14 protein-coding genes and 1 riboswitch are annotated in these 20,065 nt (G+C 65.0%); of the genes, 8 read left to right on the top strand and 6 right to left on the bottom strand.

Features of this window, described 5'->3' with window-relative positions; genetic code table 11:
- Window positions 1–23: 23 nt before the first annotated feature.
- Window positions 24–851: a carbon-nitrogen hydrolase family protein gene (locus F0311_RS09520; protein ID WP_150461716.1), complete on the top strand. Its 828-nt coding sequence runs from the start codon at window positions 24–26 to the stop codon at window positions 849–851.
- On the opposite strand, the gene F0311_RS18820 is transcribed toward F0311_RS09520, so the two are convergent.
- From F0311_RS18820 to F0311_RS09505, 3 genes are all read right to left on the bottom strand, one after another.
- Window positions 837–3,407 carry an ATP-binding cassette domain-containing protein gene (locus F0311_RS18820; RefSeq protein WP_150461715.1) on the bottom strand — a complete coding sequence of 857 codons (2,571 nt, stop codon included), beginning with the start codon at window positions 3,405–3,407 and terminating at the stop codon, window positions 837–839. The genes F0311_RS09520 and F0311_RS18820 overlap by 15 nt on opposite strands.
- A gap of 12 nt (window positions 3,408–3,419) precedes the next feature.
- Window positions 3,420–4,070 (bottom strand): ECF transporter S component, encoded by a 651-nt coding sequence (locus F0311_RS09510; protein WP_150461714.1) that lies wholly within the window; start codon window positions 4,068–4,070, stop codon window positions 3,420–3,422.
- Window positions 4,060–4,170, bottom strand: a riboswitch (TPP riboswitch). (Overlaps the previous gene by 11 nt.)
- Window positions 4,171–4,206: 36 nt before the next feature.
- Complete coding sequence (locus tag F0311_RS09505) at window positions 4,207–5,139, bottom strand: aminotransferase class IV (RefSeq protein ID WP_223881245.1); 933 nt, start codon at window positions 5,137–5,139, stop codon at window positions 4,207–4,209.
- Between the two features lie 160 nt (window positions 5,140–5,299).
- On the opposite strand from F0311_RS09505, the gene cls reads away from it, so the two are divergent.
- The gene (cls, locus tag F0311_RS09500; RefSeq protein WP_150461712.1) at window positions 5,300–6,808 is read left to right on the top strand and encodes a cardiolipin synthase; all 1,509 of its coding nucleotides are present in this window, start codon (window positions 5,300–5,302) and stop codon (window positions 6,806–6,808) included.
- Between the two features lie 48 nt (window positions 6,809–6,856).
- Window positions 6,857–7,741, top strand: a complete 885-nt coding sequence (locus F0311_RS09495) for a hypothetical protein (RefSeq protein WP_150461711.1) — start codon at window positions 6,857–6,859, stop codon at window positions 7,739–7,741.
- 52 nt (window positions 7,742–7,793) lie between these two features.
- Here F0311_RS09495 and F0311_RS09490 read toward each other — a convergent pair whose 3' ends face one another.
- Entirely contained in the window at window positions 7,794–10,595 is a 2,802-nt protein-coding gene (locus F0311_RS09490) for an MMPL family transporter (RefSeq protein WP_150461710.1), read from the bottom strand.
- Between the two features lie 121 nt (window positions 10,596–10,716).
- Window positions 10,717–11,316 (bottom strand): TetR/AcrR family transcriptional regulator, encoded by a 600-nt coding sequence (locus F0311_RS09485; RefSeq protein WP_191089854.1) that lies wholly within the window; start codon window positions 11,314–11,316, stop codon window positions 10,717–10,719.
- Window positions 11,317–11,353: 37 nt separating this feature from the next.
- On the opposite strand from F0311_RS09485, the gene F0311_RS09480 reads away from it, so the two are divergent.
- Window positions 11,354–12,979 (top strand): anthranilate synthase component I family protein, encoded by a 1,626-nt coding sequence (locus F0311_RS09480; protein ID WP_191089853.1) that lies wholly within the window; start codon window positions 11,354–11,356, stop codon window positions 12,977–12,979.
- A gap of 104 nt (window positions 12,980–13,083) precedes the next feature.
- On the top strand, window positions 13,084–16,023 hold the full coding sequence (locus F0311_RS09475; RefSeq protein WP_223881244.1) for an FAD-binding and (Fe-S)-binding domain-containing protein: 2,940 nt from the start codon (window positions 13,084–13,086) through the stop codon (window positions 16,021–16,023).
- A 380-nt stretch (window positions 16,024–16,403) separates the two neighbouring features.
- Here the strand turns inward: F0311_RS09475 and F0311_RS09470 are convergent, their stop codons facing one another.
- A complete protein-coding gene (locus F0311_RS09470; RefSeq protein WP_150461707.1) occupies window positions 16,404–17,204 on the bottom strand; it encodes an HAD-IIA family hydrolase in 801 nt (266 codons plus the stop codon).
- A 370-nt stretch (window positions 17,205–17,574) separates the two neighbouring features.
- On the opposite strand from F0311_RS09470, the gene F0311_RS09465 reads away from it, so the two are divergent.
- From F0311_RS09465 to F0311_RS09455, 3 genes are read left to right on the top strand one after another with little or no spacing between them, the layout of a single operon-like run.
- On the top strand, window positions 17,575–17,979 hold the full coding sequence (locus F0311_RS09465) for a GntR family transcriptional regulator (RefSeq protein ID WP_150461706.1): 405 nt from the start codon (window positions 17,575–17,577) through the stop codon (window positions 17,977–17,979).
- A 13-nt stretch (window positions 17,980–17,992) separates the two neighbouring features.
- Entirely contained in the window at window positions 17,993–18,922 is a 930-nt protein-coding gene (locus F0311_RS09460; protein ID WP_150461705.1) for an ATP-binding cassette domain-containing protein, read from the top strand.
- Window positions 18,919–19,689 carry an MFS transporter gene (locus tag F0311_RS09455; protein WP_150461704.1) on the top strand — a complete coding sequence of 257 codons (771 nt, stop codon included), beginning with the start codon at window positions 18,919–18,921 and terminating at the stop codon, window positions 19,687–19,689. The genes F0311_RS09460 and F0311_RS09455 overlap by 4 nt, the downstream gene beginning before the upstream one ends.
- Window positions 19,690–20,065: the final 376 nt, after the last annotated feature.

Raw genomic sequence — 20,065 nt, 5'->3', positions numbered from 1 at the left:
CCTAGAGCGCATAGAGTTGAACCATGCGTATTGCTGCCGCACAGATCGTGACAGGGGAAGACCCGCAGGCCAACCTCAAGCTGGTGGAGCAGTGGACCGCCAAAGCAGCCGAGGCAGGCGCTGACCTGGTGGTCTTCCCTGAGGCCACCCAGCGGGCATTCGGCTACCCCCTGGGTCCTGCCGCTGAGACTGTCTGGGACTGGGCCGAGGAGGTGCACCTGATCGCCCAGCGGCACGGGGTTGTGGTGGTGGTGGGCGCATTCACCCCCGGCGCTCCGGCTGAGGAAGGCGGGCAGCCGAGGGTTCGCAACACCCTGCTGGCCACTGGCCCCTCCGTCTACGTTTCTTACGACAAACTGCACCTCTACGATGCCTTCGGCTTCCAGGAGTCCCGCACTGTGGAGCCAGGCGAGAGGGTGGTGCGCTTCGACACCCAGGGTGTGCGCATTGGCCTGGCCACCTGCTATGACATCAGGTTCCCGCAGCTGTTCCAGGCCCATGCCGGCCACGGCGCCCACCTCACCCTGGTCCCGGCTTCCTGGCAGTCTGGTCCGGGCAAGGTAGCGCAGTGGCGGGCTTTGGCGGTGGCCCGTGCCCTGGACTCAACCCAGTATGTGATTGCCTGCGGGCAGGGGCTCCCGGAAGCTGCCGGGGTGCAGGCCCCGGAGAATGCTCCCACCGGGGTGGGGCACTCACTGATCGTCTCACCCACCGGCCAGATCCTCGCCGAGGCTGGGGATGCCCCAGAGCTGCTGGTGGTGGATATCGATGTAGACGCCGTAGCCGAGGCCCGCAAAGTGCTGCCGGTGCTCGCTAATGCTCGGACAGATTTGAGCTTAGGCCCAAACTAGGTTCCAGGTCCCGGCAGCTACGGCAAGGGCTGTCGCTGCGGCGGCGATGAGGAACCCGGCTAGGACGACGACGCCGTCGGCCCGGGTGAAGCTGGCCCGGCGCGCCCAGCTGCGCTCACCTGCTCCGAAGCCGCGGGACTCCATGGTCACTGCCAACCGGGTGGCCATCCGGATGGCCTGCACCAGCAGTCCGAAGGCCTGGGAGAGGAACTGACTGCCCAGCCCGCGGGCCCGGCGGGCATGTCCCAGAGTGGTCCAGTGCTCAGCCATCAGCCCCAGCAGACGCATCGCGGCCAGGGCGCCGAGCACAAACCGGGCAGGCAGCCTGAGCTGCTGGGCCAGGGAGTCGGCCAGGTCAGTGGGATCGGTGGTGGAGAAGATCAGTACACTGGGCAGCACGATCGCAAAAGCACGCGCCCCCAAGGACAGACCCATCTCCAGAGAACCGGTGGAGATGGTGGTCACTCCCAGGTCTACCAACACTCGACCGGACTCCTCGGCAGCGATCGCCGCACCCCAGACCGCCATCAGGGAGGCCGCGGCGAAGATCCAAATCCGCTTCAGGAACGTCACCAGCCGGATATTGGCCACCGGCAGCAGCGCGAAGCAGGCCACCGCCACCACGGCGGCAGAGACCGGGTCAATGGTGGCGATCAGTGCCAAGGTGATGAACAGCAGGGCGATCAGCTTGCCCAGCGGTCCGCGGCGCCCCAGCCAGGAGGTATCCCGGATAGCGGAGAGCAGAGGTGTGCTGTCCTCACGTTTTATCAGGGTGTTATCGGATTGTCCGGTACTTATAAGTGCCTGATTTTCCGATAAGCCCCTGACATCTGGGTTGGTAGGGGCGCTGGAGTCGGAGGAGATGGGTGGCGAGGGATCAGGGGAGAGGTCGTAGCATTCGGCGTCCAGCGCGTGCAGAAAGTCGGCATCATGGGTGACCGCCAGAACCGTGCCGCCAGCCTCAAGATGCTCGCGCAGCAGGCTGACCAGCTCGGCGAAGGTATGCGCATCCTGCCCGAAGGTCGGCTCATCCAGCATCAGCACCTCGGGTCCGGCGGCCAATGCGGTGCCCACCGAGAGCCGGCGCTTCTCCCCGCCGGAGAGGGTGAAAGGATTGGCCTGCGCCAGGTGGGTGAGCCGTAGCCGGCCCAGCAGACGGTCAACCCGCTGGGCCACCTCATCCTCGGTGAACAGCGAATCCCGGGTGCCGGGGATCTTAGCCTGCTCCGCGGAGAGCCGCAGCTCATCGGCCACCGTATTGCGCACGAACTGGTGCTCCGGCTCCTGAAACACCGTACCGATGCGGGAGGTCAGGTCTGCGGAGCGCCACTGGTAGGGCGAGTCCGGCAGCTCGGCGCCTCGGTCACCCTTCAGCGCGGGACCAGCAATGAGTTCCCCGCCGTGCGGGGCCAGCAGCCCAGCCAGGGTCAGCATCAACGTGGACTTCCCAGCCCCGTTGCGCCCGGTGATGCCCAGCGCAGCACCGGGCGCCAGGCTGATATCCACCCCGGAGAGCACCGGCTGCACCGGTGGGCCTTTGCGCCAGGACTTCCTGGGGGACTTGCGATGCACCGCCAGCTCACTGGCTGTCAGGAGCGGAGAACCTTGCTTCCTGGTGGGGCGCGAGCTTGAGGGCTCGGCAGTTCGCCTCGCTCCTGCCTCGCGGTGGGGGAGCCACAATCCTGAGGCATCGAGCTCCTCACGGAGGGCGGTGTCGTCGTGAATGCGCTGCGCGGGCACCCGGTGCCGGACCCCGCCGCCGGGCTCAAGAACCACCAGAGTATCTACATGGTCCACCCAGGTGGTCAGTCGATGCTCCACCACCACCAGGGTGGCATCGGTGGCCTGGGCCGCAGCGACAACCGAGTCGCGGACCTGTACGGTGCCCTCCGGATCCAGATTAGCGGTGGGCTCATCAAGCAGCAGCAGGCCCGGTTGCATGGCCAGGATCCCGGCCAGGGCCAGGCGCTGCTTCTGCCCCCCGGAGAGCTCAGCAGTGGGATGATCCAGCGGCAGGTAGTCCAGACCCACTGCGGCCAGTGCGGCCGAAACCCGGCCAGGAATCTCATCCCGGGGTACGGCCAGGTTCTCACAGGAGAAGGCCACATCATCGCCGATACGGGCCAGCACCACCTGGGACTCCGGGTCCTGCTGCATCAGGCCGGCCCGGCCGCGGGCCTCCGCGGGGGAGACCCCGTCCAGCAGCAGCTGGTTCAGGGCCTCAGCGTTCGCGGCCTTTCGGCCGCTCGTTCCCTCAACCGCCGCAGAAGATCCGCTGCTGGCAGCAGTCTCCTCTCGACTCAATCGGTCACCATCTTCATGCAGCACCCCGGCCATCGCGTGCAGCAGGGTGGACTTGCCCGCCCCGGAGGCCCCGGCCAGCAGCACCTTCTCACCCGGTTCGATCTCCAGGTCGAGATCTGCCAGGGCGGGGCGCTCCCGGTCGGCGTGCTGATAGGTGAACCCAGCAGCGGTGACCCGGACCCCGGCGGGGGCGGTGCGGCCCTCTGCCGGACTCTGGGGTATGGAGGGGGTGGGTGGCGTCGTCGTACTCATCCCGGGGCGGAATCAGGTGGCGCTGGTTTCGCGGACCCGGCCGCTGAGTGCTGACTCCTTATGCGCTCGGCGTGACTTCAGTGGGCCGAGCACCCCGGTGGCGGCCAGACCCCGGGTGGCCAGCCAGGGCAGCAGGCCGGCGATGATCGCACCGGAGAGAGCGAATCCGCCGATATGCACGGCAGTGCCCACCGTGTCGTACTGGTAGTAGGCGGCGATGAAGTTCTCGTTGATGCCCCCGGCCAGGCCTGCGGCAGCTCCGGCGAGAACAGCCACATCCACGGTGAAGCGGCGATAGAGGAAGGCCAGGATGATCAGCTCGGCGCCCAGCCCCTGGACCAAGCCGGAGAGCAGCACGCCCAGACCCCACTGGGAGCCCAGCAGGGCGGAGACCGCGGCGGCGACCATTTCGCAGTAGATCGCTGCCCCGGGCTTGCGGATGATCACCGCACCCAGCACCGCTGGGAACAGCCACATGCCGGCCACCAGAGAAGCGGCCGGGGGATAGGCGGTGAACAGGGTGCTCACCGCATGGTAGCTGAGGTTCCAGCCCCAGAAGATCACACCGGAGGCCACGGCCAGCGTGGAGGCGACCACAATATCGCTGACCGTCCAGCGCTGGCGGAAGGGTGAGGAGGCAGGGACAGATGCAGAAGTATTCATAGCGACTTCCTTCGCAGGTTCTAGCCTGGGCAGGTTCTAGGGTCTGGGCCTTCAGCCCACTCTCAGCGCCTGGTGATTGGACGCTCCCCTGTCGGACAGTTCAATATTCAGTTGTGCGATTCAACGTTAGCAGGTTTCAGCCTTCCTGGGTGAGGAACTGCAGCAGTTGGTCGGTGATCTCCGGGTCAGCGGTGAACTCCTGCTCGTCTACCCGGGTGATGGGTGAGACCAGCTTGACTGATCCGGTGAGCCAGAGGAACTGGGCGCCTCTGAGCTCCTCCACGGTGACCGGCCCGGAGGAAGTGGTCCAGCCGGCGGCCTCGGCCGCCCGGTAGATGGTGGCCTGGGTGGTGCCCGGCAGGATGCCCACCTCCGGGCTGGGAGTGTGCAGATGCACCCGCCCGTCCTCGCCGCGGCTGCCGATCAGCACCGTGGAGATCGGGCCCTCCAGAACCTGGCCGTCGGAGGAAGTGAAGATGACGTCGTCGTGCCCGTGTTCGGACGCCCAGCGCAGTGCCGCCATATTCACCGCATAGCTGAGCGTCTTGGCGCCCAGCAGCAGCCAGGGGGCGCGTTCGGCCGCTGTGGCGTCGTATCCGCGGTCCAGCAGCGCCACGCTGATCGGGTTGCCGCGAGAGGCCTGCACGGACTGCGGAACCGGGGTCAGCAGCGCCCAGTAGGTCCCGGAGAAGTTCACGTCCTCACTGGCCGGCTCGCCATCCACCCCGCGGGAGGCAGTCAGGCGTACTGAGAGCTCCTCGGGAAGTCCGCTGCGGGTGCGGAACTCATCAAGCCCTCGCGCCACTGCCGCACGCCAGGACTCCGCCGGTGGGATACCGATACCGGTGATCTTGGATGAGCGCTGCAGCCGCTCCAGATGGGCGGAGAACTTCCGCACATGCCCCTCCTTGACCAGCATGGTCTCGAAGATGCCGTCCCCGCGCACCGCAGCCAGATCGGTAACCCGCAGCTGCGGCTGATGGGGGTCAAAAATGATTCCCTCCGGATGCTCGGCATCGATCCGGACGCCGACAGCGCGCAGGGAATCCTCGTCAAAACGCTCAGCCATGTGCATCAGAGTACTACCAAATCGGTCGGCGCCGCCGTGCTCGCAGCCGAGAGAGCCGGGGAGCCGCGGTTCACGTAGTGAAGCGTGGGATAGTGAACGCCGCGCTGCGCTTTGAGCGCGCCCGTATGATTGTTGAGATGATGGTGAAGACTGGGATGACATGCTCTGGCCGCTGAGCGGGCTGGGCATCGAGGCCCTGCCATTCTGGATCGTCATCATCGTGGTCACCATTGAGGTGGGCATCCGGGTTGCGGTGATCGGCATCATTCCGGGCAACCGCAGGCCCAACACCGCCATGGCCTGGCTGCTGGCCATCTTCTTCATCCCCCTGGTGGCCCTGCCGCTGTTCCTGCTCATCGGTACCAATAAACTCTCAGCACGCCGCCAGGAGCGGCAGCGGCGGATCAATAAGGCCCTGCTGGAGGCCACCAGCCACATGGACCTCTCCGACCAGCTGCGCGACTACGATGAGCAGCTCGGTGCCACCGCCGCCCTGAACCGCAAACTGGGTGCCTTCCCCATCCAGGAGGGCAACCACGTCACCCTGATCCCCGGCTACAAGGACTTCTTCATCCGGGTGGCCGCAGAGGTCGATGCCGCCCAGGAGTACGTGCACGTCATCTCCTACATCGTGGGCGAGGACCCCGAGTATGCCGGCCCGGTGCTGGACGCCCTGGAGCGCGCCGCTGCCCGCGGGATCACCGTGCGCTTCCTCTACGACCACTTGGGCACGATGCGGGTGCGCGGCTACCGCCGGCTGAAGCGCCGGCTGAGTGCAGCCAGCCAGCAGTGGCCGAACTTCGAATGGCGCCGGGTGCTGCCCATCCGCCCCTTCCGGCGTCGGTTCTCCCGGCTGGACCTGCGCAACCACCGCAAGATCATCGTGGTGGACTCTCAGGTGGCGTTCACCGGCTCCGCGAACCTCATCGAACCGCACTACCAGCGCCGCTCAGCGGTCAAGCTCAACCGGCAATGGGTGGAGCTCAACGCCAAGCTCACCGGCCCGGTGGTCACCGGCCTGGATATCGTCTTCGCCTCCGACTGGTACGCCGAGACCGGGGAGAATCTCGGCGCCAAGCTGCTGGTGGACCTGGAGGCCGATGAGTCCGCTCGCGGCGGCTCCCTGGCACAGGTGGTGCCCTCCGGTCCGGGCTTCCCCGACGAGAACAACCTGCGGCTGTTCAATGACCTCATTTACCAAGCCGTGGACCGGCTCATTATCGTCACCCCCTATCTGGTCCCGGACGACTCCCTGCTCTACGCAGTGACCAACGCCGCCCACCGGGATGTTGAGGTCACCCTGCTGGTCACCAAGAAGGCCGACCAGTTCACCATCCAGCACGCCCAACAGTCCTACTACCAGGCACTGCTGGAGGCCGGGGTGCGGATCTTCCGCTACCCCGAGCCGGATGTGCTGCACGCCAAGTTCATGATCGTGGACCACGATGTGGCCGTGCTCGGCTCATCCAATATGGACATGCGCTCATTCTCGCTGAATCTGGAGGTCACGCTGATGATCGTCGATGATGCCAAGGTGGCCGAACTCCGCGAGATTTTCCAGGATTACCTGAGCATCTCCGAGGAGCTGGATCAGCAGCAGTGGGCAGCCCGACCGCTGGGCACCAAATACCTGGATAATGTGTTCCGGCTCACCTCTGCGCTGCAGTAAGTCACGCTCTTCTCCCAATCATTACAATTTTCAACTACCCTGGCCTACGTGTCTCATAGCGCCACCCCCGGGTTCTGGAGCCTCGCTGCCCCACGCGCAACGGCCGCCGTGTGCGCTGTTGCGGGCCTGAGCCTGCTCACCTCATGTGGTGATGCCGAGACCGCTGACGGGACCGAATCGGCGCCTGAGACACAGATTTCCGCTGAGGGCACCGAGCAGGCAGAGCCCACTGAGCAGCCGGCTGAGGGCACCGACGAGACCGATGTCGCCGCCACTGTGACTACTGCCCCAGGCTCCCCGGAAGTCCTTGAGGACGAGGAGAAGCTGGAGATCCTGCTCAGCGCCAGCGACCTGCCGCAGCTCCCGGAAGGCCACTCCACCCATACCGGAGTCTCCTATTTCCAGGACTACATTGCGGTGGAGTACACCCAGTACCAGGAGACCTTCGGGGACACCCCGTGCGCGACCAGTATGGACCGGATCAATGTGGACCTGGTGGGTCAGCAGCCGCTCAGCGGGCTGGCTCATGCTTACCAGCTGTCCCAGGACGAGGATGAGTACTCCCCGCAGGTTTACGCCTGGGTGCTCAGCTTCCATGACCAGGTAGACACCGCAGAGATCTGGGACCGCATCCAGGAGCAGTGCGGCGGCACCCAGCTGGAGGCCGGCGATGAGTCAGTGGAGATCAGCCGTCTGGAGCTCAGCGAGGACTTCGGTCTGGATGTGGACGGCATCACCATGGTGGTGCACAGCCAGAACGAGCCGCTCAATGCAGGCTCCGCGGTGCGCCACTCCATGACCGTGGACTTCGGCCACAACCTGGTGATGCTGGCCGCGGTAGGCCTGACTGATGACACTTTCAGCACCCTGGCTGAAGCTCAGCTCGCCAAGCTTGCCCAGCACCTGGACTCAGCAGAGAACGACGAGGCCTAGGCGCCTCTGATGAACCCACACCCTAGGGCACAGTGGGTGACTGGCGCCGTCGTTATATGCCTGCCCCCTCATGGGCTTTAGCGGCTTTTCGTTCCAGCTTGGCGCCTTCGACGTCCACATCGGGCAGGATCTTATCCAGCCACTTCGGCAGCCACCAGGCGGCCGGGCCGCACAGGTGCAGCACTGCAGGGACCAGCATCAGGCGCACTACGAAGGCATCCAGCAGAACGCCCACTGCCAGACCCAGACCGATCGAGGCCACCATGGGGTCGGGGGTGAAGATGAATCCGGCGAATACGCTGGACATGATCAGTGCGGCGGCGGTGACCACTGCCCGGCCGGCGTGCAGGCCCTGGCGGACGGCCAGCCGGGGTGCTGAGCCGTGGGCGTAGGCCTCGCGCATTCCGGAAGCGGTGAACAGCTGATAGTCCATGGCCAGGCCGAAGAGGATGCCCACCATCAGGATGGGCAGGAAGGTCATGATGGGGCCAGGACGGCTGATACCGAAGATCTCGTCCAGCCATCCCCACTGGAAGACAGCGACCACCACGCCGATGGCCCCAGCCAATGATCCGACGAACCCGAGGGTGGCGATCACCGGCAGCAGGATCGAGCGGAAGACCATGATCATCAGCACCAGGGACAGGCCCACCACCAGGCCCAGGTAGAGCGGCATGGCATCGGCGATCACGTCTGACATGTCGATCTGGGCGGCTGTCATTCCGGCTACCGAGAGTTCGATGTCAGCCATCTCGGTGTCAGCCAGCGGATTGCCGTCGCGGAACTCATGGACCAGCTCTTCGGTGGACTCGGCGGAGGGACCTTCGGTGGGGATCACCTGGTAGGCGGCCATCGAGTAGTCCTGGGACAGTGTGATCGGAACCACCACGTCGATGTACTCGTGGGCGGCAAGGGTCTCTGCAATGTCCAGCTGGTAGTCGGTGGCCTCATCCTCGGCGTCGAAAGCCTCCGGGAAGTCGGCCAGCACCACCAGCGGTCCGTTCATGCCCTGGCCGAAAGCCTCCTCGGTCTCCACATAGGCCTGATAGGCGGTGGAATCCTCGGACTCCGAACTGCCATCGGGCAGGCCTAAGCGCAGGTCGAAGGTGGGGATGGCAAGGACGGCAAGTCCGGCCAGTGAGACTGCGGCAAGGCCCAGCGCCTTGAGATGACCCATCGGCGAGGTGATCTGGCGGGGCTTGGCCTCTTCGAATCCAATGTAGCGGCGCTCTTTGCGGCGCAGGATCCGCCACCCCACCAGTTTGAGCAGAGCCGGGGTCATGGTGGTGGCCATCAGCACCGCGATGGTCACACAGGCTGCTGCCACTGTGCCCATCAGGGCCAGGAACGGCAGTCCGGAGACGTTCAGGGCCAGCAGCGCAATGACCACGGTTGCCCCGGCGAAGACCACGGCGTTGCCCGCGGTTCCGTTGGCCAAAGCAATGGACTCCAGCAGCGGCATGCCGTCCTTGAGCTGACGGCGGTGTCGATTGATGATGAACAGCGAATAGTCGATGCCCACGGCGAGTCCGAGCATCAGACCCAGGATGGGGGTCATGCTCATCATCTCCACCACCCCGGAGAACGCCATGGCCCCGGCCACCCCGACACCCACCCCGATCAGGGCGTTGAGCAGCGGCAGGCCTGCGCCGATGAAGGTGCCCAGCATCACCAGCAGCACGATGGCGGCCACCATCAGGCCGATCACCTCGGCGATGGAGAACAGGTGAGGCAGCTCGAAGCTGATCTCGCCGCTGGGCAGCACCTCCACCCCGTCGATACCCGCTTCGACCAGCTCCTCGGAGACCGAGGCCAAGGCGTCCATGTCCACCTGCTCCAGCGGTTCGTGGAAGGTGATCATCATGATCGCCACGTCACCCTCTGAGCTGATCATCCCGGCACCCTCGGTGAGTTCCAGCATACGCTCGCCGCGTTCGATCGCTGCCCGGGGGTCCTCGTCCCCGTCAAGAGCCTCTTCCATCTGGGCCAGGCCCTGTTCGGCTTCGTTCAGCTCGGCCTCGGCCTCCTCCAGCTCAGCCTGGCCCGCGGCGTACTCATCCTCGCCGGCCTGCAGCTCAGCCACGCCCTCCGCTGCCTGCTCAATGCCTGCCAGGGCGCCCTGCAGCTGCTCCCGTTGGGCGACCACATCGGCGCGGGCGGCGTTGAGCTCGGCCTCTACGCTGGGCCAGTAACCCCCGGCTAAGGCCTCGTCCACCTGGGCGTCTATCTCAGCATCAGCAGCGTCTAGTGCGGCCAGCCCCTCCTCGATCGCTTCCCGGGTGGAGTCCAACTCATCTACGCTCATGTCTTGGGCTTCAAGACCGGCCTCAAGTTCAGCCCAGCCGGCGTCGAGCTGCTCCCGGGCGGCTGCCAGCTCAGCCTGGCCGGCTTCGAGCTGCTCCCAGCCTTCGGCCAGCTCTGCCTGGGCTTCAGTCAGGTCGAAGTCCTCCGGGAGCTCATCGAGCTGGGTGCGTGCGTCTGCGAGCTCCTCGCGCCCCTCGGCCATCTGTGCCTCAGCCTCGAAGGGGTCGGTGACCTCATCGACGATCTCGTGAGCCTCCACATCGGCGATGAGATCAGCAATCTGCTCCTGCTGCTCATCGGTGAACGGCTCTCCGCTCTCAGTGCGCAGCACGGCGGTGCCGGTTCCGCCACCAGCATCGGGCAGTTCCTCGGCCAGCCGGTCGGCCACCGCGGTGGTCTCTAGGTTGGGCACGGTGATCTGGTCGGTGAGCTGCCCGCTGAACCCGGCGAAGGCTGCCACTGCAGCCAGCAGCATCGCGAACCAGGTGGCGATCACGGTTTTGGCGCGGCGGGCGGCGAGCATGCCGAGCCGGTAAAGCACAGTAGCCATAGAGCGGCGGTCCTCAAGTCTCAGATGGTCAGAGCGTCACAAGCCATCATATATGGAACGTAGCGTCTCGTAATTTGTTCAGAGATCTTTGAGATGAAAATCACAGCAGCTGAGTCGTGTATCAGCGTGGAAGCGCCCCGTGCAGCACAATCTGGATCTGCGCCTCCATCCATGTGCGGCTGGGGTGACCTGCGGTGAGCAGCTGGATGATGAAGGGATCCATGATCGCTGAGGCCACAGCTGCCGGGTCCGTTCTTGGGTCCAGGCCTCCAGCCTCAGCCTCTTCCCTGATGCGCTGGGTGAGGTTCATGTCGTCCCAGACCGAGCGCTCGGCGAACAGCTGCCGGGTCTCCTCGCCGCCGGTGACCAGGGCGCCCATCAGGCTGCGGGCCATCGCCAAGGTGTCGTCCATATTGGCCTGCTCCAGCTCGCAGTCCAGCCAGGTCATCAGATCCGCCCGGAGGTCCCCGGTGTTGGGGACAGGCTCGGAGGCAAGGTTCAGCCGGCCGGTCAGCAGCGCCTCCAGCACTACCGCTGCCTTGTTCCTCCACCAGCGGTAGATGGTCTGCTTGCCCACCCCTGCCTCGCCGGCGATCCGCTCAACGGTCAGCTCCTCATAGGTGTGCCCCTGGTCGTTCAGCAGCGTGGCCACCGCATCCAGCACTGCCTGGTGCGCTTCTTCGCTGCGCGGTCGTCCCCGCCGGTGCTCGTCCCCTGCCATGGGGTCCATGCTAGTACCGCGCCATAGGATGGTGCTTATGCCCGAGGCTGTTGATCGCACCACCGTGCCTTTCCCGGCGCAGGAGGATAGGGCTGCTGAGCTGTTCGGTGTGCTCCGGCGTCAGCTGGGTCCGGTGCCGATGGCCTTTCTGGACAGCAGCGACCACGCCCGAACCCCAGCGCCGGCGCGCAGCAGATACAGCATCCTGGCCTTCTCACTGGGCCGATTCGCCGAGACTGTGGCGCTGCCCAGTGATGCCTTCGACTGGCTTGGCCAGCGCTGGCCCCGCCTCGATGCACCAGATGGCCACCGCGCTGCCTCCGCAGCGCCTTTCCAGCTCGGCTGGGTGGGCTGGATCGGCTACGAGGGTCAGGCTCAGCTTCTTCGAGCCACCCATGCCGTGGTGGTAGACCACCAGGCCGGCGCGGCAGAGATCCAGTGGGTGGCTGGAGACCCTCAGCCCGGCGTCGTCCCCTGGGTGGAACTGGTCGGTGCCAGCATCCAGGAACTGAGCTCTGCACCGAGGAGCATCTCCGGCGCCGTCACTGGGCCAACTCCTCGGCTCGAGCAGCTCACTGTCCGTGATTCCAGGCTCGACTACCTCGCGAAGATCAGCCAGGCCCAGCAGGAGATCTACCAGGGCAATACCTATGAGGTCTGCCTCACCACTGCGATCACCGGGCGGCTCATCGGCTGCCCCTGGGAGGCCTACCTGCAGCTGCGGGCGCGCAACCGGGCGCCCTTCACCCAGTTCATCGGATTCCCTCAGCGCGGTACAGCCCCCGCCTGCGCCATTCTCTCCACGTCCCCGGAACGCTTCGCCTCGATCAGTACTACCGGTGTGATCCGCTCGGAACCGATTAAGGGCACCAGGCCCCGCGGGACCACCCCAGACGACGACGCCGCCCAGCTCGCCGATCTGCGCAGCCATCCCAAAGACCGGGCGGAGAACGTGATGATCGCCGACCTGGTGCGCAACGACCTCTCCATCCACGCGGTACCCGGAACTCTGCACACCGAGCGTCTCTGTGCAGTGGAGAGCTACCCCACGGTGCATCAGATGGTCTCCACTATCAGCGCTCAGCTGGCCCCCGGGGCCTCGCCTGCCCGGGCGCTCAACGATGCGTTTCCTCCCGGGTCGATGACAGGAGCGCCCAAGATCTCCACTATGGAGATCCTGCGCAGTCTGGAGACCGGTCCGCGCGGGGCCTACTCCGGCGTGGCAGGATGGTTCTCCACCACCGGGGCCTGTGACCTCTCTGTCCTGATCCGCACCGTGGTCTGTGTCGGTGGTGCGCCTGAGGGCGTACAACCCTCAACCGGCTCGGGGGACGCTGAGCAGGCTCATGCTTCCACTGAGCTCAATCGGGTCACCGCTGGCGCGTACGCCACGACATGGCCTGCACAGACGCCCATCTGTTTGAACGGCTCCCACATGTCGCGGTTCTCTCCGCGCTCAGCTCTCGGCCGGCTTGCGCCGGCCTTCACGCCTGAAGTCGGCGCGTCGCGAGCTTCGCGCCTCACCGGTGATCTGTGGGAGTTCCACCTGGGACTCGGCGGAGCGATCACCGCTGACTCGAACCCCGAGGCGGAATGGCAGGAAGTCATAGCCAAGTCCCGCGGGGTGCTGGATGCATTGGGCGCAGTCTTCCCTGAGGGGTAGAGTGCGGCGTCGTCGTCCCTCAGTTGCGCCGGAAGCCAGCCGGACCGGTAAAGTGCAGGAGTGGTGAACAGGCAGATTGTTGACAATATGGGAGGCTGCTGAGCGTGACCATCACCGCTGATGAGCGCACCACTGCCGCAGGTGAGGCCGGAGATATTGCTGTCGCGCTGCGCGCCGCCGGGGTCTCTCGAGTGGATGACTCGGCACTGGCCCGCGGCATGTACTCTGCTGATGCCAGCCTCTACCGGGTGGTGCCCCAGGTGGTGACCCGGCCGCAGCACATTGACGAGGTCCATGCTGCTCATCAGGTCTCCCGGGAGCTTGGTGTACCGCTGACCATGCGTGGGGCCGGCACCTCGATCGCCGGAAACGCGGTGGGCGAGGGAATCGTGCTCGATACCCGGGACCTCAAACGGATCATTGAAATCAACCCCGAGACCCGCACTGCCACGGTGGATCCCGGAGTCATTCACGCCGATCTGCAGCGGGCTGCTGCCCCGCACGGACTGCGCTTCGGCCCCGATCCCTCCACTCACTCCCGGTGCACCATCGGCGGAATGATCGGCAACAACGCCTGCGGCTCCCGGGCGCTGGGCTACGGGCGCACCTCAGACAACATTGAGGCTGCCAGCATTCTCTTCGGCAATGGGGAAGTCGGGCACTTTGACGCCCGCTCCGGAAAAGCCACCGGCCCCACCGCGACTAAGCTGCTGGAGCTGGCCAACCAGAATCTGGCTCATATCCGCACCAACTTCGGACAGTTCGGGCGCCAGATCTCCGGCTACAGCCTGGAACATCTGCTCCCGGAGAACCGTGGGCAGATCGAGAAGTTCATCGCCGGTACCGAGGGCACTCTTGGCACGGTGCTTCAGGCCACCGTCAACCTGGTTCAGGATGAGCCCGGCCGCCGCCTGATGGTGCTGGGCTTCCCTACCGTGGCAGAGGCCGCCGACGCTGTGCCGGACATCCTCACCGCCGGTGCCGGCCGGTTGATCGCCTGCGAGGGCATGGACTCCCGCCTGGCAGCCCTGGTCCGCGGTGCCGGTAAACGCGTGCCCACCCTGCCCAAGGGAGAATCCTGGCTGTTCGTGGAGACCGCCGGCGAGGCCGCCCTGGACACCCTGGCAGCGGTTAAGGCCGCAGCTTCGGCAGTGGGAGACCGGATGATCGAGGATGCGGGCGAGGCCGCCGCGCTGTGGAAGATCCGCGAGGACGGCGCCGGCCTGGCCGGGATCAGTCTGCCCACTCCCGCCCATTCCGGTTGGGAGGATGCCGCAGTGCCCCCGGAGCATCTGGGTGCCTGGATGCGCGAGTTCGAGTCCCTCATGAAAGACTACGGCCTGCAGGGCTACCCCTACGGGCACTTCGGCGATGGCTGCATCCACTGCCGCATCGATTTCCCTTTCCGGCACGGTGATGCCTCCAGCACCGGAGTATTCGCCGAGTTCATGGCAGCCTGCGCCGAACGCCTGGCCCACTACGGGGGTTCGCTCTCAGGAGAGCACGGCGACGGCAGGGTGCGTTCGCAGCTTCTGCCCACTATGTACGACGAGGCCTCAATCGCCTTATTTGCCCAGGCGAAGGCTGTCTGCGACCCGCAGAACCTGCTCAATCCCGGCATCATCACCGCACCCGACGACTCCGGCCCGGTGCCCCACACTGAGAACATCAAACCCACCCAGCCCAAGCAGGAGCTGCCCTGGCCTGGGATGCTGCTGCCCCATGACAAGGGTGACTTCGGGGCCGCGGTGCACCGCTGCTCCGGGGTGGGTCGCTGCGTAGCGCCGGCCACCAACGGCGTGATGTGCCCCAGTTATTTGGCCACCAAGGATGAGAAGGACTCCACCCGCGGGCGCGGCCGGATCCTGCAGGAGGCCATGGACGGCACCCTGGTCAAGGGGCTGACCGACCCCGCAGTCCATGAGGCCCTGGACTTCTGTCTGGCCTGTAAAGGCTGCGCCTCCGACTGCCCGGCCGGGGTGGATATGGCCACCTATAAGGCAGAGGCTCTGCACCAGACCTATGATCGTAACGAGCAGGGCCAGCCGAAGAGGAAGCTCCGCCCCCGCAGTCACTACATTCTGGGCCGACTGCCCTTGTGGGCAAGACTCGCTGCCCCCGTGGCACCGCTGGCCAACCTCACTATGAAGCTGCCCCCGGTGGCTGCGCTGGCCAAATGGGCAGCTGGTATCGACCAGCGCCGCAGTGTGCCGAAGTTCGCCGCGAAAACTCTGCGCCGGGCCGCCAGGATGTCACCAGGCAGCAAGGGCGAGCATGCTGGGCAGTCATCTGATCCTGATGTGTGGGTATGGGCGGACTCCTTCACCAACCACTTCTTCCCCCAGTCGGGACTGGCTGCCATTGAGTTCCTGCGTAGCCAGGGGCTGGAGGTGCAGATCATCGGCAAACAGGGCTGCTGCGGACTGCCCTGGATCACCACCGGTCAGCTGGACGCTGCTAAGGCACGGATTGACCAAGCCATCACCGCACTGGAGCCGGTGGTGGCTTCCGGAGTACCGGTGATCGGCCTGGAGCCCAGCTGTCTGGCCACCCTGCGCTCTGATGCAGTGGAGCTCTCCGCCAGGGAAGAGGCCAAGACAGTGGCCGATGGGGTGCTGAGCTTCGCGGAGCTGGTCAACCGGCTGGTGGATGAGGGCCGGATCCAGCTGCCTGATCTCACCGGAGTCGATGTGGTGGCCCAACCGCACTGTCACCAGTCCTCGGTGATCGGCTGGGATGTGGACCAGGCGCTGCTTCAGATGGCTGGGGCCACCGTCACCAAGGTGGCAGGCTGCTGCGGCCTGGCCGGGAACTTCGGTGTGGAGAAAGGCCACTACGAGGTTTCGGTCGCCGTGGCTGAGACCTATCTGCTGCCCGCGGTACGCGCCCAAAAAGAGCGGATGGACTCAGCAGAGTATGACGGCGCCAGGAAAGTGGTGCTGGCCGACGGCATGAGCTGCCGGGTCCAGCTGGACGACCTCGCCGAGATCCCCGCCATCCACCTCGCCGAACTGCTTGCCGAAAGGGCTCATGCGCTCGATTGAGCTGAGCGGAATGCGGCGCTTGCGGTAGCATTTCCTTCTTCGCTCAGCTTGCCAGCCACACCGTGCAGCATGCTGAAGTGGCCCGCACAAATGCTGGCGTGTTGGCATGGGTTCCTGATGCCATGGCTCCCACTCGCTACGGTGCCGGTTGATCAGACAGGCCTTAGAGATTCGCTACTAGGCTAGGTCTGGTTCGCTTGCTTCCCACGTCCCCTGAGGTCGCAGATCCCGGCTCGCTCTCGTGCGCTGCACGCTGATACGCCCTGGTTCTGCGCCTGGCTCGGTCACATATGCCTCCGGCATGTGCTCCACTCCGCCGGATTTGCCCAGTACGTACCCTCGCACATGCTCACAATGGCAGCACCTACCGGCGGAACCTCCTAATCGGCGACGAAGTCGTCGACTAACTCATAGACGCCGTCGATGATCCGGTTGGGCCTGAACGGGTACTGGGAGATGCTTGTCTGGCTGGAGACCCCGGACATCACCAGGATGGTGTGCATTCCGGCCTCCATGCCGGCCACGATGTCGGTGTCCATCCGGTCACCGATCATTGCGGTCTGCATCGAGTGGGCACCCAGATGGTTCAGGGCTGAGCGGAACATCATGGGGTTCGGCTTGCCCACCACATAGGGGTCGGAGCCGGTGGCCTTGGAGATCAGTGCGGCGATCGCCCCGGTGGCCGGCAGCACGCCCTCAGGGCTGGGGCCGGTGGCATCCGGGTTGGTGACGATGAACCGTGCGCCGTTGTTGATCAGCCGCACAGCCTTGGTGATCGCTTCGAAGCTGTAGTTGCGGGTCTCGCCCACTACCACGTAGTCGGGGCCAGTCTCGGTCATGATGAACCCGGCCTCGTGCAGTGCGGTGGTCAGCCCTGCCTCGCCGACTACGTAGGCGCTGCCGCCGCTGTGTTCGGTGTCCACCTGCTGGGCCAGGAAGGTGGCGGTGGCCAGCGCGGAGGTCCAGATCCGGTCCTCTGGGACCACCAGTCCTGAATTGCGCAGTCGGGCAGAGAGATCGCGCGCAGTGAAGATCGAGTTATTGGTCAGTACCAGATAGGGCAGGTCCTTGCGCCGCCACTGCTCCAGCAGCTCCGCCGCGCCGGGCAGTGCCTCGTGCTCACGCACCAGCACCCCGTCCATATCTGTCAGCCAGCACTCAATGTTCGTCTCGCCGCTCATAGCTCTATCCTATGGCCCCGCGATTCCCTGCTCACTCTTTACCCACGCTCTATTCCCCACCCACTCTTCGAGTGCATGATTTGTGCAGTACTTCTGGTCTTTCTGAGCCCAAACTGCTGCACAAATCATGCACTCGGGCCGGTTGAGAGGGAAGCGCGGCTGGTGGTGGCGGCGCGCGGTTGAGGCTGCTGGGGGCGGCGGTACTCGGCTTGGGGGCGCGGTGCGCGGTTGAGGTAGCTGTGGGTGTGCGGAGAGGTGGCGGGCGACGGGGTAGCGGAGTGCGGCAGAGAGCAGGAGTTGACGGCGTCGCTGTTATATGGTTCATTAGTAGAGTAATGAACCACTGAGGTAGTGGAGTTGGTAAGCTGAGATGGTCGCTGAAACCGCAGAAGGAGGTGAGCTTGTGGACGAGGGCCGCCCGCTGTTCGTGCAGATTGCCGAGGAGATCGAGTCATCTGTGCTGGACGGTTCGCTCCAGGAGGGCGAACGCGCACCTTCCACCAATGAGCTCGCAGCCTTCCACCGGATCAACCCGGCCACCGCAGCCAAGGGAATCAACCTTCTGGTGGACCGCGGCATCCTCATCAAACGGCGCGGACTGGGCATGTTCGTCGCCGAGAGGGCTGCCGAACGGCTGCGCGCAGAGCGCCGCCAGCGCTTCGCCGACCACTACCTCACACCGATGCTTGCCGAGGCCCGTCATATTGGGCTGCAGGTGGAGACCGTCATAGAGCTGCTGCGCGAACGGGCGCAGCAGTCAACCGACCACGAGTGAGAGGAGTCTGCCGATGAGTGGGAACACCGCCGGCACAGCGATACAGGTACGGGGACTGACCCGGCGCTATGGGTCCACCACAGCGCTGGATGATGTCACCGTTGCCTTCGAGAAGGATGTCATCCACGGCCTGCTGGGCCGCAACGGCGCAGGGAAGACCACCCTGATGTCGATCATGACCGCTCAGGCCTGGCCATCAGAGGGCGAGGTGAAGGTCTTCGGCCAGACGCCGCATGAGAACGAACAGGTGCTGCCCAAGATCTGCTTTGTCCGCGAGGACCAGAAGTATCCCGACGACGCCCTGGCCAAGCACGCCTTCAAGGCTGCCGCAGATGCCTTCGCCAACTGGAACTGGGATTTCGCGAACCGGCTGATCGCCGATTTCCGCGTTCCGGAGAAGACCAAGATCAAGAAGATGTCCCGCGGCCAGAAATCCGCGGTGGCGGTGATCATCGGCCTGGCTTCCCGGGCCGAGGTGACATTCTTTGATGAACCCTACATGGGGCTGGACGCGGTGGCCCGACAGCTGTTCTACGACCGGCTGCTGGAGGACTATTCAGAGCATCCGCGGACCTTTGTGCTCTCCAGCCACCTGATCGATGAGATAGCCCATCTGATCGAGAACGTAGTGGTCATCGACGGCGGACGCATTCTGCTGGATGAGCCGGTGGAGCAGCTGCGCGACCGTGCCGTGACCCTGGTAGGCCGAGCAGACGCGATGGCCGAGCTGATCACAGGCCGCGAGGTGCTGCATCACGAGACTATGGGCCGGATCGCCCGGACCACGGTGCTGGGTGCGCTCACCGAGGCCGAGCAACAGCTGGTTCGCGAGCTTGACCTGGAGCTGCAGCCGGTCTCCCTGCAGCAGCTGATCGTTCGGCTGACCACCAAAAGAAATCACAACGACGCCGTCTACGCCACAGACATGGAGGTGCAGTCATGAGTGCCGCAACAGCAGAGAAGCCACACACAGTTCAGCAGCAGTCGAGCTTCGCCCGGGTGCCGGCAGCCTTCCGGCTGCAGTTCATCAACGGCAGCGCCCTGGTATGGGTGCCGCTGATGATCTTCCTCCTGGCCTGGGCAATCGCGGTGGGTATCGGATTCTGGATCGACTACCTGGCTGAGGACCGAGTGCCCACCGAGGAGCCCTTCTACACAGGAGCTTCACAGGCATCCCTGTGGGGCCTGGCCTTTATGGCGGCCTATGCCGGTTCGCACACCTTCCCGTTCTCGATGGCGCTGAGCTACAGCCGCCGGGTCTTCACCATTGGTGCGGTGCTGGCCTTCGGGGCAGTCTCGGTGGCCTTCGGCTTGGCCTTTCTCCTGGGTGCCGTCCTGGAGCGGGCGACCAATGGCTTCGGCATCGAGGGCTACACCTTCTATCTGCCCTACCTGACAGAAGGTCCAGGCGGAATAGCGATGGCCGGAGTGTTCACGACCCTAGCCTGCCTCACCGTGATGCAGCTGGGCTTCGGCGCGGTGATTCTGTACAAGCGGGTAGGTCTGCTGCGGCTGTGGCTGGTGATCATCGCAGCAGCAGTGGTGATTCTGGCAACTGTCATGCTGATCACCCAGCAGAACGCCTGGCCGCAGGTGTGGCAGTGGTTGGTGGAGCAGTCCGCGCTGAGTCTCTCGGCCTGTCTGGTGCTCGTGGTACTGGCCCAAGGCGTCATCAACTACTTGATGATCCGCAAAGCAACACCGGCCTGAGAGTGAATCCCCACTCGCGCCGCAAGCACGGTCCTCGAGCTGCAAGCACAGCGAGCGATGCAGCGACTCTAAGTGTGGAGTTCCCCGAAGGCCTCTGGTATAAGCAACGAGAAGACCCCGGGTCCGACTGCGTGAGGGGGGACGCTAAATATGTCGGGCCCGGGGCCTATGAATCACTCGCACCTTGAAGAGGCACTATCTAAGGTACGCACCTTTCTGAACGGAACACCCTATAGACCCTGGAAGTTTCCTATGAGTTTTTACCAGGGGCCCAAACTTCACAGTTTGGTCACAGGTTCAAGGTGTGGTTGAACATTGATCTGCCCTTCATCGTGACCAGCTCGTTACCCTGAATGTGAGCTGACCGGGGAATTCG

This window comes from Nesterenkonia ebinurensis, assembly GCF_008711175.1.
In the GTDB taxonomy this organism is placed as follows: domain Bacteria; phylum Actinomycetota; class Actinomycetes; order Actinomycetales; family Micrococcaceae; genus Nesterenkonia; species Nesterenkonia ebinurensis.
The sequence above is the reverse complement of the archived record's forward strand: the minus strand, read 5'-3'. Positions and strand labels throughout refer to the sequence as shown.